We start from the raw sequence: 15564 nt of genomic DNA on the forward strand, positions 1-15564 counted from the left end.
TTATTTCTGGAATAAGCACAGCAGGCATTCAGATATGCCTTAACAACAGGCTCTGCTAAGCTCAAAACATAGAAATAAAATCAGATCATATTATGAATGCGCCAACTTCATGGACTGCAGATCCGCTTGATACCGCCCAGCAGCTGGCGGACACTTTTGCACTGACGGCAGCCGAACGCGACAGGCAGGGCGGCAATCCAAAACATGAGCGTGATTTGATCCGCCAAAGCGGTTTGCTCGGGCTGTCTATACCGCAGCAGTATGGCGGGCAGGGAGCATCATGGAATACCATTTTTAAAACTATTCAACAGATTGCGCAGGCAGACAGTTCTCTGGCGCATGTGTACGGTTTTCATCATTTATTGATTGCCACTGTACAGCTGTTTGCGCAGCCTGAGCAGTATGCGCCTTGGTTTGAACAGACGGCAAAAGACAGCTTATTTTGGGGCAATACCTTAAACCCGTTAGATAAACGAACAACAGCCCAACAGATATCTGAACATGAATTTATTTTTCATGGCGACAAAAGCTTTTGTTCAGGGTCTATCGACTCTGACATTTTACTGTGCTCAGGATTTAATGATGCTGGAAAACTGCTGATTGGGGTGATTCCAACGGCGCGTGACGGTGTGAGTTTTTTAGGCGACTGGAACAATATGGGACAGCGCCAAACCGACAGCGGCACCAGTCATTTTGAGCAGGTCAAAATACATAAAGATGAATTGCTGCTGAATCCCGGTCCGCTCAGTACCCCTTATTCCAGCCTGCGCCCGCTGATTGCCCAGCTGATTTTTGTGCATCTGTTTTTGGGTGTGGCGGAAGGGGCGTATCAGACGGCTATTGATACCGTTAAAACCCAAAAGGCATGGTCGAAGTCTTTGGCGGAAAATGCTGTGAATGATCCCTTTACGCAAAAGCATTTTGCTGATTTTTATGTACAGCTGGAAAGTGTGCGGCTGCTGGCGGGCAAGGCTATTGAGACTTTGCAGGCTGCGTGGAATGTCGGTGAAAGCTTAACAGCAGTGCAGCGTGGTGCAGTTTCGATTGCGGTTGCCACAGCGAAAGTTGCAGCCACCAACGCATCTTTGAATATTACACAAAATATTTTTCAGGTGATGGGCGCACGGGCAACCACGGCGCAACTGAATTTGGACCGCTTCTGGCGCAATGTGCGCACGCAAACGCTGCATGATCCGATTGATTATAAATATCAGGAAATCGGCGAATGGGTGCTGACCGGCAAAGTGCCGGATCCGAGTTTTTATTCCTAAATCACGAATATTTTAGGCTCAATAGCCAGATGAAAAAATACAAGGCCGTATTTTCAGATCCTTTATATTGTTTTAATGAGTACAGGTATACCAATTGTAAAAAAGCAGAGGGCCGGATTGATTTTTAATAGGCCGCAATAAATACTAAGGCAGAAATTTTTTGTACTATGAATTACCTGAATGAACTTAATCTATTAATAAGTGCCTAATATCTAAAACTAAATATTAATAACTTAAAAATAATTTAAGCATTTCAGTTAAGCTGGAGAATACAATGAATATGCCTCAAAGTTTATGGGATTTGTCAGGTAAAGTGGCCTTAGTCACAGGCGGTGCTGCAGGAATTGGCCGGGCCAGCGCTGCTTTGCTGGCGCAATCTGGTGCCCGTGTCATGATTGCGGACTTGAATACCGAAGCTGCTGCGCAAACCGCTCAGGAAATTGCCCAGCAAACTGGAAATGAAGTCAAAAGCGTCATGTGCAATATTTTAGATGACGCGCAATTGGTCAATGCCGTTGAAATGACCTTGCAGGCCTTTGGCAGCCTTCATATTTTGGTCAATAATGCAGGCGGCGGCGGCGGCGGGCGTGAAGCGCCAGATCAGATTACCGTTGATGATTTTATCCGTGATTTTCAATTGAATGTTTTTGCTGCATGGCGCTTATGCCAGTTGGCTGCACCGCATATGCAGCAAGCAGGATATGGTTCGATTATTAATATTACGTCGATGAGCTCTATTAATAAAAGTCCTGCTATGAGCGGTTATGCTTCATCTAAAGCCGCACTCAACCATATGGGGGCAAATTTAGCGCATGATTTTGGGCCGAGTATTCGCATTAATGCGGTCGGGCCTGGCGCAATTCGCACCGCCGCACTGGAAAAAGTCATGACTCCTGAAATTGAAAAACGCATGCTGGCGCATACTCCTTTACAGCGTTTGGGAGAGGCGCAAGATATTGCGGGCGCAGTTTTGTTTTTTGCGGCCCCTATTTCTTCATGGATTTCAGGACAAACCTTGTTTGTGAATGGCGGCGGAGTGCAAACCCTGGATTAATTTCGAAGAACGCATTTACGCATCAAAAAAAACCTCCAAACAGGAGGTTTTTTGATGAGTCCGAGTTTATAAGTATTTTACTTTTGATGAATATGTTCCAGCGTATCGACCAGCGTGCGGGTCATTTGATCAATCTCATAATTCACGGCATCCCCTGTTTTTACATCTTTCCAAGTGGTCAGGCGCAAGGTTTCAGGAATCAGGTCAATCGAGATTTCATTGCTGGCCCGGTCGACGCGGTTGACCGTCAAGCTGCAGCCATTCAGTCCAATAAAGCCTTTGAGAAAGAAATATTTGATTTTGCCATCTGGAATCAGCAAATCGATATGCAGGGTTTCACCTTTGCGGCTTACGTGCTTCACCTGCGCTGTACCTTCAATATGGCCGTACAGGTTGTGTCCGCCATTTTCCGCGCCAACTTTGGCAGAGCGTTCGATATTCACCGTGTCGCCAGTTTTCAGGCTGCCCAGCGTGGTCAGGCTGAGGGTGAGGTCTGAAACATCAAAATGCACTTGGCTGGCGGCTAAATCGATCTGCGTTGCGGTCAGGCAGGTGCCATTCACAGCGACACTGGCGCCAATAAAGACATCATGGAAAAAATCATGTTCATTAGAAATCACCAGTGTAATGAATCCTGCACCTTGGCGGATTTCTAAAATTTTTTCTAAGCCTTGAACAATACCAGTATACATCTGCTGATTCCCCTCTGTGCGGTACAGTATATTCTAAAGTGAAATGGCAGGCGGGTCATAACGCATTTTGCAATAAATGGCGCTGTTAATGCCGTGTTTAAGAATGCCCCTGCAGCCGCTATGGTAAATAAAAAATCCCTCCAAGCCGAGCCTTGGAGGGAAGAAAAGCCATTGCCCGCTTATCGTTGTTATTATGGTGCGGTGACTTGCAGCCAACGCTGTTTTTAGGCAGATTTAGCCGGGACACGCTGCTGCTGCGCTTCCAGTTCACGCACTAAAGGCAATACGTTCTCGCCAAAGTATTCCACTTCTTCAATAAAATGCAGGAAGCCGGACAAAATCAGGTCGACGCCGGCACGCTTCAATTCCACAATCCGTTCAGCAATTTGCAGCGGCGTGCCGATCAGGTTGGTGCGGAAACCGTCGTTATACTGCACCAGATCTTCGAAAGTTGATTTAGCCCAGTTGCCTTCACCTTCTGCCGTGGCTGCGCCTGCTTCGCGGGTGGCATCGCCAAAAGCGTTTACGGCTTCAGCATTGGCTTTATCAATGATTTCCTGCAGCACCGCTCGCGCTTCTTCTTCGGTATCGCGGGCAATAATGAAAGCATTCACGCCAATTTTAACTTGATGATTATTCAGCTTGGCCTTTTCGCGGATGTCATCAATCTGCTTTTTCAGCTCTGCTGGCGTGTTACCGTTGGTGAAATACCAGTCAGAGACACGCGAAGCCATGTCGCGGGCTGCCCGTGAGCTGCCGCCTTGGAAAATTTCAATATGCGGCTTTTGCAGCGGCTTAGGACTTAAGGTGTAGTCTTTAAACTGATAGTACTTGCCGGCAAAACTGAAATTATCCTGTGTCCATACCCCTTTTAAGCTGCGGATGAACTCTTCCGAGCGCGCATAGCGCTGGTCATGCTCTGGCCATTCTTCACCAATCGCATCGAACTCGCCGCGGAACCAGCCGCTGACCACATTGATGGCAATACGGCCATTGGTCAGATGGTCAATAGTTGCCAACTGCTTGGCTGCCAGCGCCGGTTTCCAAGGGCCAGGCAAAATGGCCGCAATGACTTTCAGGCGTTCAGTTTTGGCCAAGATGCCATGACTAAAGCTGACTGATTCATGCTGGTTTTCTGCGTTATAGCCGGCTGTAAAACGGATCTGTGTCAAAGCATATTCAAAACCGCTTTTCTCGGCCACTTGCGCCAAGCGCACATTGTAGTCATAGCTCCAGTCTGTACGCTGTTCAATATTGCTGACCACCAAACCGCCGCTGACATTCGGCACCCAATATGCAAATTTAATCTTGCTATCCGGCTGTGACATGGCTGAACCCTCTTAATTTTATATGTTATGCAACGTGAGTCTTAGGCTTCTTGTGGTGCAGGCGCGCTTCTGCTGCATCTAGCGTCGGGACTGCTGCAGAAGGCAGTACGTCTTCCTGCTCGATTTGTTTGTTAATGCCCAGGTTTTGGTTGGCTTGCTGTGATTTTTCTTTGATGGCTTCTGCACGCTGGCCTTTGGCAGGCGCCCATTCTAAAATTGGCAATGCGCGGGCAACGGCAAGGGTAATGCGGTCTAGCAGGAATTCACTGTGAATGGTGTATTCAGGGGTGAAATCTTTGTCGGTTGCATATACGCCAATGGGCAAAGTCTGCGCTTGGAAAAAGCTGAACAGTGGGCGCAATTGATGTTCAAGCACCAGCGCATGGCGTTCGCTGCCGCCGGAAGCCGCTAACAGCACAGGAACATCAACCAAAGCCGTTTGTTCAACAAAGTCAAAGAAGTGCTTAAATAAGCCAGTAAATGAGGCGCGGTAAACCGGTGTGCCGACAATCAGGGCATCTGCTGCTTCCACAGCAGCCAAATCATCCTGAACGCGCTGCGGCAATTGATTGCGGTAAATTGCGCCGCCCAGCAGCTGGCCAATTTCGCTGAATTTAATGAAATGCACATTAATCGGGGTTGCTTCGCCCAGTTCATCAAGAATGGCTTGAACCAGCGCTTCGGTTTTTGACGGATTATTGAGGCCGCCTGAAACAGCAACAATGTTCAGCGGTTTTTGTTGAATTGAATTTGACATTTTTTTAACCTGGAAAATAGGGTTAGCTCGGAATGTCTTGTATTAATCCTGAATGCGCTTATTCCTGTAAAATAAGCAAAAGTCCAAAAGTTATCAGTTTTTTAGATATGCAGAATTATGTGAAATGTTGAATAATAAACTCTATCTAATTGATTGAATTTTAATTTTATATTGAATTCTGATAATGATTTTACATCGGCAGCTAAAATTTATAAGAAAAAATGATTTGAACTGAAGAATTCCTGAAATGCAGATAAACCGAATAATTTGTGCAGTAAAACCGCATTTTCATAAAAAAATAGTTATAACTTGCATATCCTTAAGGCCTCATGTGTGGTTAGAATAGGGCTACTGTGCACAAGATCTTTCACGCTGCTTATGAATATATTAATCGTTGATGATCATCCGCTGTTCCGCCATGCTTTGATTCAAGCTGTGCGTTACAGCTTACCGCAAGCTCAAATCCATGAGACGGCGGCAGTAAATGAATTTTATGAACGTTTGGAAAATGGCCCTGAACCGGATTTGGTCCTTCTGGATTTAAACTTACCGGGCGCATCAGGCTTTTCAGCTTTAGTTCATGTCCGTGCACAGTATCCGTCTTTGCCGATTATTGTTGTCTCTGCACACGAAGAAACTTCAATTATTCAGCGCGCCATTGCGCATGGCGCCATGGGCTACATTCCAAAATCTGCGCATCCGAGCCATATTGGCGAAGCGATCCGCCAAGTGCTGGAAGGTGAAATTTGGCTGCCGCCGAATTTGCCGGCGAATGTCAGCTTTGACCCGCGCGCGGCCGATGAAACCGCTTTGGCAGAACGCATTCAGTCCCTGACGCCGCAGCAGTTCCGCGTGCTGATGATGGTGGCGGAAGGCCTGCTGAATAAGCAGATTGCCTATGAACTGGATGTTTCTGAAGCAACGATTAAAGCGCATGTAACCGCAATTTTCCGCAAGCTGGGCGTGCAGAACCGTACGCAGGCTGTGCTGGCGATTAATGCGCTGAATATTGAAGAAAAGAAAATGTAAGCTGATGGCAGCTGTAAAAAAAAGACCTTCTGCAAGGTCTTTTTTTTGGGCGTGATCGCGCTTAAGCGATATAGCTTTGCTTAGGCGTCAGATCTGTGCAGAACAGTGGATTTAAAGCGCATTGCAGTTCATCAATCTGTTCATCAGTCACGCAGCCTTTGGCTTTTAAATATTCGGCAACGCGGTCATCACGCAGGCTCAGAAAAGCCGCATCATATACACCTAAATCGACAAACAGCGCTGCGGTTTCCAAACTGTTGAAACGGTCTAGATATACCTCATTGCCGTACATCAGAAAAGCATGCTCCAGAGCTGAATTGGCCTCAACATCCAGGCGTTCCGCCAATTCAAAAGGTGACGTTTTAATAAACAGCAGATCGGACAGTTCATCAAACTGAGTGGTATCCAGCTGATCCTGGCCAGTTTTCACTTTTCCCAGCCACGCTTTAAACACCAGCACTGCGCCGCCGCGCAGCAGCATGCTCCAAATCTGGTGGCGGGTATCTTCATTCAGATCTTCAGACTCAGCCTCCAAACGCTGCAGCAGTTTTTCCTCCTGCTGCGCTAGGCGGTCAAACAGGCCCAGGCCGTGAGGCTCATAGGCAGATGGCGCAAAAACGTCAAAATCCAGTTCATCAAAGACTTGCAGCGCTAAAGGCACAGCGCTTTGATACAGGGTGTCCAGCGCCTGCAGCTTGGCATGATCCAGTTTACTGAATTTAAACAGGTCCTCCCAGTGAATTTCGGGCAGCAGGGCATTGGCGCCATATTCGCGGTGGAATTGCTGGGTACAGTGAATGCCATGCGGGACGGTTTCATAAATATTCATAATTCAACTCCGATAGGGGCGGCTGATCAGCTTTAATATTCAAATGAAGTATGCATTGCGCATGCTGCAGAAAGCTGATCAGTTCATGGACTATTTGTAGGTCGAAAATGCAGTGAATAAAAATACGACTAAAGTTGTAGATGGTATTGTTTATCTTAATATTTTTATTAAAAACAGGAGCTTTGAAAATTGTAACTAAGTGTGCGTTTGTGCAATATAAGTAATGATCAGCTTTTGCCATAGGCAAAGCGGATTTGATATTTTTGGTTAATTTTTCACCATGGTTTTTCGGCTTTTTTAATGCATTTTGCCTATGCGGCAAAATAAATTGCCAGTTGATGAAACAATGATGCCGGCCGAAAATAAAAATGCCCCACTCATGTGAATGAATGGGGCATTTAAGTCTTTAATTTGCCTGTTGAAAATTTAGAGCGGCATCAGCTGCCTGAAATTTTAAGCCCAGACAGCCAAGAGCGCAAAGAAGCCGGTTTCAGCGGTTTTTTCAGCAGCACAATGTTCAGCTCTTTCAAGCGCTGCGGCAGTTCTGGGTCAGAGTCTGCGGTAATCAGCGCGACGGGAACATTCTCCTGGCGGTTATCCAAAATAAAATCTAAGCCGACTTGGTCATTGTTCAAGTGCTGATCGACCAGCCAGACCTGAATATTTTCCTGCTGCAGCATATGCAGCGCCTGTTCAGGCTCGGTTGCCTTAAAGACCTGATAGCCCCATTTGGTCAGCAGAGTCGACATGCCTTCCAGAATGGTTTCGTCATTGTCTAAGCATAAAATTTTGTAAGCTTTGGTTTTCAGCGGCACGGCCTGAATTGGCGCAGCGGTGACTTTTGGCGCTTCAACAATCGGCACATCAATCATAAAGCAGGAGCCTTTGCCCAGTTCTGAATAGACATGCACCGGATAATCCAGCAGGCTGGTCATGCGCTGCACAATCGCTAAGCCCAGCCCCAGCCCTTGTTCGCCCCAAGGCGAGGTGTGGCCGCAGCGTTCAAATTCCTGAAACAGCTTGATGCGCTGCTCCTCGGCAATACCGGGGCCTGTATCCCACACGCCGATGCGGATATGGTTCGGTTTGCCGGCATCGCGCAGCACGCCGACCACGACACGCCCGCGGGCGGTATAGCGCAGCGCGTTGCTGACAAAGTTTTGAATGATGCGGCGGATCCACTGCGGGTCAGTGTCAATCCAGAACTGGGCATCATGCACGCTGAATTTAATGCCGCGCTGGGCGGCAATCGATTTAAACTGCAGCTCCAAGTCGCTGAGCAGGTCATGCAGCGGATAAGACTGGCGCTTCGGCTGAATCGTGCCCCCTTCTAGGCGGGCGATATCCAGCAGGGCAGAGAGCATGCTTTCCGCGCCATGCAGCGCGCGGTCCAGCTGCTGCAGTGTTTGACGGTCTTCCTGGCTTTGCACGCTTTGTTCCAGCGCGGTGCTGAACAGCCGGGCAGCATGCATTGGCTGCAGCAGGTCATGGCTGGCTGCAGCAATAAAGCGGCTTTTTGACATATTGGCTTTATCCGCGGCTTCACGCGCCAGCTGCTGTTCCGACAGGGCATTGGCCAGCTGCTGAGTGCGGTCTTGTACACGGCCTTCCAGAAAGGCTTCATTTTCACGGAAAGCGGTAATATCCGCGAAAGTGGTGACGAAGCCGCCGCCTTCAATCGGGTTGCCGCGCATTTGAATCACGCGGCCATCTTTACGGATGCGTTCAAATTCATGCGAACTGCCCACCTGCATCCAGTGAATCCGTTTACGCACATGCTCTTCGACCGAGCCTGGCCCGCATTCGCCGCGTTCCGCGTTATAGCGGATCAAATCAGCAATGGGACAGCCGACATAGACAATGTCTTTGGGATAATCAAACAGTTTCAAATATTGATTATTCCATGCCACCAGGCACATGTTTTCATCCACCACGCTGACCCCTTGGGTCATATGGTCAATCATGGTCATAATCAGGTTTTGGTTAAAGCGCTGCCACTGCGAGGCCTGGTCCAGAATATTGGCGACTTGGCCGAGCGCTAAACCATTATTGACCATGGCCGTGGTCAGCAGGGTCCGTGCGGACGCAGCGCCGATCGTGCCGGCAAGATACTGTTCGGTAAAGCGCCACCACATGCCGTTGGCGCTGCTGTTTTCGTTCAGGCTGACATTATTCTGCATGCAGAACTGCTGGAATGCGCGGGTGGCTGCACCCTCGCCGGTAATGCGCTTGGCCAGCGTGATCAGGTCGCCGACTTTTAAGCGCGCCACATCGTGATGCAGATAATTGATATCATTCGAAGTATTGTGTGACGGCAGCGGCTTGGTTTCATAGTAGAAAAAGCTTTCGGCCTGGATCTGTTCCGCAATGCTGGGGCGGAAAATCCGTGAAACCCAGACATATAAAATAATGTTCAGGCCTAGCGCCCATACCACGCCATGGGTTAAGGGATCAAAAGATTCAAAGCCCAGCAGCGCTTCGGGGCGCAGCCAGCTGATGCCGAGCGGGCCATGGTTTAAAAAGTTCTGTGTATACACTTTAAACTGATCGGGCAGGCTGCGCAGGACGGTGGGCAGCAGCAGGGTATAGGCCCATAGCGCAAAGCCGGTCAACAAACCGGCGTAGACCCCTTGCTTGCTTCCGCCGCGCCAGTACAGGCCGCCAATCAGTGCAGGAGAGAACTGCGCTACAGCGCTGAATGCCAAGAGTCCAAAAACAGACAGCTGGTCAATATCATTAAAGAAATGGAAAAACAAAAAGCCCAGCAGCATGACGGCCAGAATGCATACGCGGCGGGTGAATTTCAGCACCAGCGGCAGGCGCTTATCATGGCGTGACAGCAGGTTGGTGCGCCACAGCGCCGGCATGATCAAATCATTGCTGAGCATGATGGACAGCGCAACAGAAGACACCAGCAGCATGCCGGTAGATGCAGAGAAGCCGCCTAAAAAGGCCAGCAGAGTCAGCCAGTCCTGATTATAGCTAAGCGGCAGAGACAGCACGGCAACGTCCGGAATCGCCAAATAAGCCGGCGCAGCATGCAAGGCCCAGCTGGCAATCGGGATGATGGCGACAATGGTTAAAATCAGATAGACAGCAAACCAGCGCCGCGCGCCGCGGATGTGTTTTTCATCGCGCAGCTCAACCACCGCCACGTGGAACTGGCGCGGCAGGCAAATGATCGCCAGCGCGGCCAGCAAAGTTTGAATCCAGAAACTTTCAGGGACGCCAAACAGCTGCACATCATGAAAGGTGGAGCTGATGTCTGCGCTGATTTGATGAATATTTTCCGGAGCTTCAAAAACAAAGAAAAAAGCCACCGCCAGTAAAGCAAACAGCTTCACAAAGGATTCAAATGCGACAGCCAGCATTAAGCCGCCGTGCTGCTCTGTGTTGGCAATTTGCCGGGTGCCGAACATCATGGCGAGAATGGCAAGAATGCCGGTCAGAAACAGCACGCCGTTAGTCGTGCTGCTGATGCCTGTCGGTGAATCTAAAATGACTGAAGCGCTGAGCGCGATGGCGCGCAGCTGTAAAGCCAAATAAGGGATAATGGCAATCACGGCTAAAATTGTGACCAGTGACGCCAGCGGGCCGCTTTTACCGTAACGGGCGGCCACGAAGTCCGCAATGGAGGAAATGGCATGGTGCTGGCGGACACGGCCCAGCCGGCGCCAAATATCATAACCGAGCGCCACAAACAGCAGCGGCCCTAAATAAATGGGCAGAAAGATGATGCCTTCGCGCACCGCGGCGCCAGTTGCGCCGTAAAACGTCCATGATGAACAGTAAACGCCGAGCGTCAGGCTGAACAGCAGCATGCGTCCCCGGGTGCTGAGCCTGCTGGCGTGCTTTTCGCCAAAAAATGCGCAAATAAAGAGGAGTGCAATGTAGAGGGCCAAAACCCCAATAATAAGCCAGCTGTTCATACTGCCTGCAGCATTAAAATCTTAGGCTCATCATACCTTATCTGGGCAAACCCGTTGAAAGTTGATCAAAATTTAACGACCAAAGTCTAAATTACAAAAACCCTGCAAGATTGTTAATGTTAGGGGCGAAATAATTCGAATTAAAAAAATTGCGCCCATGGCTGGGTGCCTACAGGAGTAAGGTTATGGATGAGAGACAAGTAGAGCAAATTCTACAGAATCCAAAATTTAAGGAAATGGTTGCCCGCAAGAGCAGACTGAGCTGGACACTGACTATTATTATGCTGGTCGTGTATGTTGGCTTCATGCTGCTGGTTGGCTACAACAAAGAATTTTTAATGTCTTCAGTAAGCGGCGGCGTCACCACGATTGGTATGCCGCTGGGCTTAAGCATCATTGTACTGTCTTTTGTTTTATGCGGTGTATATTCCTACATTGCGAACAATACGCTGGACTCATTAAACGAAGAAGCAATGCGTGAAGTTGAAGCAATCACTCATGAAAAAGGACTGCACTAAGATGAAATGGAATTCATTGAAAGCACAGGCGCTGGCTGCGCCAGCACTGCTGATGTCAAGCATGGCAATGGCAGGACCAGATTTGGGTGAAGCTCAGCAGCAGGCGACAAACTGGCACGCGATTATCATGTTCGCCATTTTTGTCGGCTTTACACTGCTGATTACCAAATGGGCGGCAAAACAAACCACGAATACTGCTGACTTCTATACAGCTGGCGGTGGGATTTCAGGTTTCCAAAACGGTTTGGCGATTGCCGGCGACTATATGTCAGCAGCATCGTTCCTGGGTATTTCTGCACTGGTATTCAGTTCAGGCTTTGACGGCTTGCTGTATTCATTAGGCTTCATGGTGGGCTGGCCAATTGTACTGTTCTTGGTGGCAGAGCGTTTGCGTAACTTGGGTAAGTTCAACTTATCTGACGTGGTATCGTTCCGTTTGGCTGAAAAACCAGTGCGTACCTTGGCAGCAATGAGCTCATTGGTGGTAGTGGCATTCTATCTGATTGCTCAGATGGTAGGCGCCGGCCAGCTGATCAAACTGCTGTTCGGCTTGAACTACAACATTGCAGTGGTGATCGTGGGTCTTCTCATGATGGCTTATGTAATCTTCGGCGGCATGCTTGCAACTACTTGGGTGCAGATCATTAAAGCGGTTATGCTTTTGTCTGGCGCAACGTTCATGGCTTTCATGGTAATGAAAGGCGTGGGCTTCAGCTTCGCTGAAATGTTCTCTCAATCTATTGATGTTTATGCAAAAGTACATGATATTACTTTGGCAGAGGCGAGCAATATCATGGGTCCAGGCAAACTGGCGGCCAACCCGATTGACGCCATTTCTTTAGGCCTTGCATTGATGTTTGGTACAGCGGGCCTGCCGCATATCTTGATGCGTTTCTTCACAGTAAAAGATGCCAAAGAAGCGCGTAAATCAGTGGTTGTTGCAACTGGCTTTATCGGTTACTTCTATCTATTAACTTTCATCATTGGTTTCGGTGCGATCCTTTATGTATCGAACAACCCGCAATTCCTTGATGTAGCGAAAATGGCAGTAACTGGCAAGCTAGAGCTTGTTGGCGGTAACAACATGGCTGCAGTTCACTTGTCTGATGCATTGGGCGGTGACTTGTTCATGGGCTTCATTTCAGCGGTCGCATTCGCAACAATTCTTGCAGTTGTAGCGGGTCTGACACTGTCTGGCGCTTCAGCAATCTCTCACGACTTGTATGCAAACGTATTCAAGAAGGGCCAAACGACGCCTGAATCTGAACTTCGCATGTCTAAAATTGCAACTTTGGGCTTGGCAATCTTTGCAATGATCTTGGGTATTCTATTCGAGAAACAAAACGTTGCATTCATGGTTGGCTTGGCATTCTCTGTAGCAGCATGTGCAAACTTCCCAGTGCTTGTATTGTCTATGTTCTGGAAAGGCTTGACTACTCGCGGCGCGGTAATTGGCGGCTTGGTTGGCTTGCTTACAGCGGTAACCCTAATTATCTTATCTAAAGCAGTTTGGGTAGATACTCTAGGCATCTCTGAAACGCCAATTAACCCATTCAATGGTCCTGCAATCTTTGCAATGCCGTTAGCGTTCATCTGCTGCTGGTTATTCTCTGTAACTGACAGCTCAGCGCGTGCTGAAGCAGAACGCAGAGCATTTGATGCACAGTATGTACGTTCACAAACAGGTATTGGTATCTCTGGCGCATCAGATCACTAATCTGAACGTCAATAAAAAAAGCCCCTCTAGGGGCTTTTTTTATGGCTGGAATCTGCAATGCAGCCTGCTTGATGAATATGCCCATGGTTCAGCTGGCAGTGGCTGAATGATCAAGACACGATTCAGGCTTGAGTCTTAAGGCTTGATACCATACTCAATAAGCCGCTTTAGGCTGATGATGATGCAAATTAATTGTCTGAAAGCAAAAAGCTTCATGCTAAGTTAATAGAGGATAACAGAATCAAGCGTATTTTCAGTCTTGACTATTTCATAGTGTGATGGAGATGCCGGCTGTCCGGACAGCATCAGATATCCATAACAATTTACGATAATCAGAACGTTTCGTGGAATGAACCATGCAAGGATTTATTGATTTTTGGAAAGGTTTCCGCTTGCTGCCGTCAGCATGGCTGCTTCTGCTGCAGCTGCTGATTTTAATTTTGACCGCAATGCCGAATTTTAGCCTGACGTACCGCGCTGTGCTGTGGGTGCTGGGTGTATTGGTGCTGCTGCTGATTGCCAAAGTCATCCGCCAGACTCCCATGTTTACCATTTTAGGTCTAAGTTTTGTCGGCGGCGCCGTGATTTTTTCAACCCTGATCATTTTGGGGGTGAAAAATCCCAATATTCAAATCATTGCCCACAGTTTTGAAGCGCTGGCATATTTCAGTGCTGCCTATGGGTTGCTGCGCTATATGTTTGCCGACCGGTATTTAACCAAAGACGAGATGTTTGCTGCCGCGGCTGTATTTACTTTAATTGCTTGGGGCTTCGCTTTTCTTTACAGCATTTGTCAGCAGATTTATCCAGGCAGTTTTTCTAATCCTGATATTCCGGGCATGCAGTCTTGGCTGGATTTATTATTTTTAAGCTTTAGCCTGCAGTCTGCAACAGGGCTGTCAGATTTGATGCCTGTCAGTGCGCCTGCACGGGTTTTGGCGATGCTTCAGATGTTCTGTGGCGTGATGTATTTGGCGATGATCGTTTCACGGCTGATTGCGCTGCAGTATGTAGCGCATTTGCCGAATAAGCATAAAGATGAATAGGACTGGCAACCAAAATTCAAGCCATAAAAAAGGACGCTTGAAGCGCCCTTTTTTACATTCAGATTCTAAAATGAATTAGAAACGGAATTTAGCGTTTACGCCAACAGTTTGAGTGTCGTTTTTAGCGCCTTCAGCATTTGCATAAACATAGTTCGCGCCAACAGCGACTGCTGGAGTGATGAAGTAGTTTACGTTCGCGCCCCAAGCTGAATCTGGAGTGCCTGCAAAGCTAGATGCAGCATATGAAACGCCAGTGCTTAGTTTAGGGTTTAAATACAGGTCAGTTTTGAATTGGTATGCAGTTGCATCACCGTAAACGATGCCAGATTCGAAACCTACAGCCATGTTAGTGCCGTCAATCGCGCCAACATATTTAGCGCGTGCAGTGATTGCGTCTTGATCTTCGCCCAAAGTTTGAGTTTCGCCAGCAGCTTTAACAATACCGTTAGACATGATGTTGAAAGCATCTAAAGCGAACTGATTAGCAGCGCTGGTATAACCAACAGCAACCAAGAAATTAGGAGCAGCAAGCGCACCAACTTCTAGAGCATAGCGGTCACCATGGTCGTCTGCAACGCCAGCAGCTTTATTGTCAGTAATTGTATTGCTGTAAGACGCGCTAGCATATACAGGAACTACTTTAGTTGGAACATAAGCTTCAGCTTTAGCGCCAATAGTGTGAACAGTTTTGTCAGCGATGCCGTCAACGTCATATTCGCCGTAGTTGTAAGCGATAGAAGCGTTAGACGCTTGGTTTAAAAACGCGGCTTCAGCCAATGGACCTTTAGAAGAGTCAACATTTTTGAAGTAGTAAGTGCCTTGAACAGCGCCAGTAAAGTTTTTATCGTTTACTGTATTGTCGATGTACTCAGATTGACCTTGTACTTCTACTTGATACGCTTGAGCACCGGTCATGGCTAATAATAAAGCAGTGGCTAAACCGAGTTTTTTCATGATAATTACCAGTTATGTTGCAAATGGATTAAACATTGAGCATTGTATTGTAACAAAACATTAAGTCAATGAACTAAAAGAACATTATGAATTTGATTGATTGCTCTAAAACCTATAATGTATTAAAAATGTACGTTTGCACTTTCTGTTGTCAACCCAAAAAATTCTGTCATAACAGTGAAATATGTTAAATATTTTCTGTGCTTTTGCGGATTAAAAAAATAATTCAATTGTTATATTCGATCAACTTGATTTAATGATCGGTAAAATTACTGAAAAATGCAGGCCTGTTCACAGCTGTTTGTAAGCTGAAATAAAGCAATGCAGGCGCAAAATGCTTCTTTTTGTGGCAGAAAGGCTTTGCCTAGAATCAGAGCATTGCGCTGTTCACATGCTTGCCGCATTCAAATCTGCAGCCATGCTTATCAATAAAGCCAGAG

At 47.6% G+C, this 15564-nt stretch carries 12 protein-coding genes; 6 read left to right on the top strand and 6 right to left on the bottom strand.

Annotated elements, in window-relative coordinates:
- The first annotated feature begins 92 nt into the window (after positions 1-92).
- Positions 93-1271, top strand: a complete 1179-nt coding sequence (locus OKC24_RS04695) for an acyl-CoA dehydrogenase family protein (protein WP_131277548.1) — start codon at positions 93-95, stop codon at positions 1269-1271.
- 280 nt (positions 1272-1551) lie between these two features.
- The gene (locus tag OKC24_RS04700) at positions 1552-2325 is read left to right on the top strand and encodes a glucose 1-dehydrogenase (protein WP_026253445.1); all 774 of its coding nucleotides are present in this window, start codon (positions 1552-1554) and stop codon (positions 2323-2325) included.
- Between the two features lie 77 nt (positions 2326-2402).
- On the opposite strand, the gene OKC24_RS04705 is transcribed toward OKC24_RS04700, so the two are convergent.
- The 3 genes from OKC24_RS04705 to msuE all read right to left on the bottom strand — a co-directional run bounded on the left by OKC24_RS04705 (position 2403) and on the right by msuE (position 5102).
- Complete coding sequence (locus OKC24_RS04705; RefSeq protein ID WP_131277547.1) at positions 2403-3017, bottom strand: riboflavin synthase subunit alpha; 615 nt, start codon at positions 3015-3017, stop codon at positions 2403-2405.
- A gap of 224 nt (positions 3018-3241) precedes the next feature.
- On the bottom strand, positions 3242-4345 hold the full coding sequence (gene sfnG, locus OKC24_RS04710) for a dimethylsulfone monooxygenase SfnG (protein ID WP_131277546.1): 1104 nt from the start codon (positions 4343-4345) through the stop codon (positions 3242-3244).
- A 25-nt stretch (positions 4346-4370) separates the two neighbouring features.
- The gene (gene msuE / locus OKC24_RS04715) at positions 4371-5102 is read right to left on the bottom strand and encodes an FMN reductase (RefSeq protein WP_131277545.1); all 732 of its coding nucleotides are present in this window, start codon (positions 5100-5102) and stop codon (positions 4371-4373) included.
- 378 nt (positions 5103-5480) lie between these two features.
- Here msuE and OKC24_RS04720 point away from each other — a divergent pair, with 378 nt between their 5' ends.
- On the top strand, positions 5481-6131 hold the full coding sequence (locus OKC24_RS04720) for a response regulator (RefSeq protein WP_005006791.1): 651 nt from the start codon (positions 5481-5483) through the stop codon (positions 6129-6131).
- A 61-nt stretch (positions 6132-6192) separates the two neighbouring features.
- Here the strand turns inward: OKC24_RS04720 and OKC24_RS04725 are convergent, their stop codons facing one another.
- Entirely contained in the window at positions 6193-6960 is a 768-nt protein-coding gene (locus tag OKC24_RS04725; protein WP_131277544.1) for a hypothetical protein, read from the bottom strand.
- 437 nt (positions 6961-7397) lie between these two features.
- The gene (locus OKC24_RS04730) at positions 7398-10889 is read right to left on the bottom strand and encodes a PAS domain-containing hybrid sensor histidine kinase/response regulator (RefSeq protein WP_131277543.1); all 3492 of its coding nucleotides are present in this window, start codon (positions 10887-10889) and stop codon (positions 7398-7400) included.
- 185 nt (positions 10890-11074) lie between these two features.
- On the opposite strand from OKC24_RS04730, the gene OKC24_RS04735 reads away from it, so the two are divergent.
- The 3 genes from OKC24_RS04735 (at position 11075) to OKC24_RS04745 (ending at position 14170) form a co-directional block, all read left to right on the top strand.
- A complete protein-coding gene (locus OKC24_RS04735; protein WP_005006805.1) occupies positions 11075-11407 on the top strand; it encodes a DUF485 domain-containing protein in 333 nt (110 codons plus the stop codon).
- Position 11408: 1 nt separating this feature from the next.
- Positions 11409-13124 (top strand): cation acetate symporter, encoded by a 1716-nt coding sequence (locus OKC24_RS04740; protein WP_130144384.1) that lies wholly within the window; start codon positions 11409-11411, stop codon positions 13122-13124.
- Positions 13125-13480: 356 nt separating this feature from the next.
- Positions 13481-14170 carry an ion channel gene (locus tag OKC24_RS04745; protein ID WP_005006811.1) on the top strand — a complete coding sequence of 230 codons (690 nt, stop codon included), beginning with the start codon at positions 13481-13483 and terminating at the stop codon, positions 14168-14170.
- Positions 14171-14245: 75 nt separating this feature from the next.
- Here the strand turns inward: OKC24_RS04745 and omp33-36 are convergent, their stop codons facing one another.
- On the bottom strand, positions 14246-15124 hold the full coding sequence (gene omp33-36 / locus OKC24_RS04750; RefSeq protein ID WP_130144385.1) for a porin Omp33-36: 879 nt from the start codon (positions 15122-15124) through the stop codon (positions 14246-14248).
- Positions 15125-15564: the final 440 nt, after the last annotated feature.

The organism is Acinetobacter entericus (assembly GCF_026168575.1).
Taxonomy (GTDB): Bacteria; Pseudomonadota; Gammaproteobacteria; order Pseudomonadales; family Moraxellaceae; genus Acinetobacter; species Acinetobacter bouvetii.

What these genes read in the sequence shown, in the direction of transcription:
- OKC24_RS04705 (WP_131277547.1), bottom strand. Translation starts at nt 3,017, where the DNA reads ATGTATACTGGTATTGTTCAAGGCTTAGAAAAAATTTTAGAAATCCGC.
- msuE (WP_131277545.1), bottom strand. Translation starts at nt 5,102, where the DNA reads ATGTCAAATTCAATTCAACAAAAACCGCTGAACATTGTTGCTGTTTCA.
- sfnG (WP_131277546.1), bottom strand. Translation starts at nt 4,345, where the DNA reads ATGTCACAGCCGGATAGCAAGATTAAATTTGCATATTGGGTGCCGAAT.
- omp33-36 (WP_130144385.1), bottom strand. Translation starts at nt 15,124, where the DNA reads ATGAAAAAACTCGGTTTAGCCACTGCTTTATTATTAGCCATGACCGGT.
- OKC24_RS04740 (WP_130144384.1), top strand. Translation starts at nt 11,409, where the DNA reads ATGAAATGGAATTCATTGAAAGCACAGGCGCTGGCTGCGCCAGCACTG.
- OKC24_RS04720 (WP_005006791.1), top strand. Translation starts at nt 5,481, where the DNA reads ATGAATATATTAATCGTTGATGATCATCCGCTGTTCCGCCATGCTTTG.
- OKC24_RS04725 (WP_131277544.1), bottom strand. Translation starts at nt 6,960, where the DNA reads ATGAATATTTATGAAACCGTCCCGCATGGCATTCACTGTACCCAGCAA.
- OKC24_RS04745 (WP_005006811.1), top strand. Translation starts at nt 13,481, where the DNA reads ATGCAAGGATTTATTGATTTTTGGAAAGGTTTCCGCTTGCTGCCGTCA.
- OKC24_RS04730 (WP_131277543.1), bottom strand. Translation starts at nt 10,889, where the DNA reads ATGAACAGCTGGCTTATTATTGGGGTTTTGGCCCTCTACATTGCACTC.
- OKC24_RS04695 (WP_131277548.1), top strand. Translation starts at nt 93, where the DNA reads ATGAATGCGCCAACTTCATGGACTGCAGATCCGCTTGATACCGCCCAG.
- OKC24_RS04735 (WP_005006805.1), top strand. Translation starts at nt 11,075, where the DNA reads ATGGATGAGAGACAAGTAGAGCAAATTCTACAGAATCCAAAATTTAAG.
- OKC24_RS04700 (WP_026253445.1), top strand. Translation starts at nt 1,552, where the DNA reads ATGCCTCAAAGTTTATGGGATTTGTCAGGTAAAGTGGCCTTAGTCACA.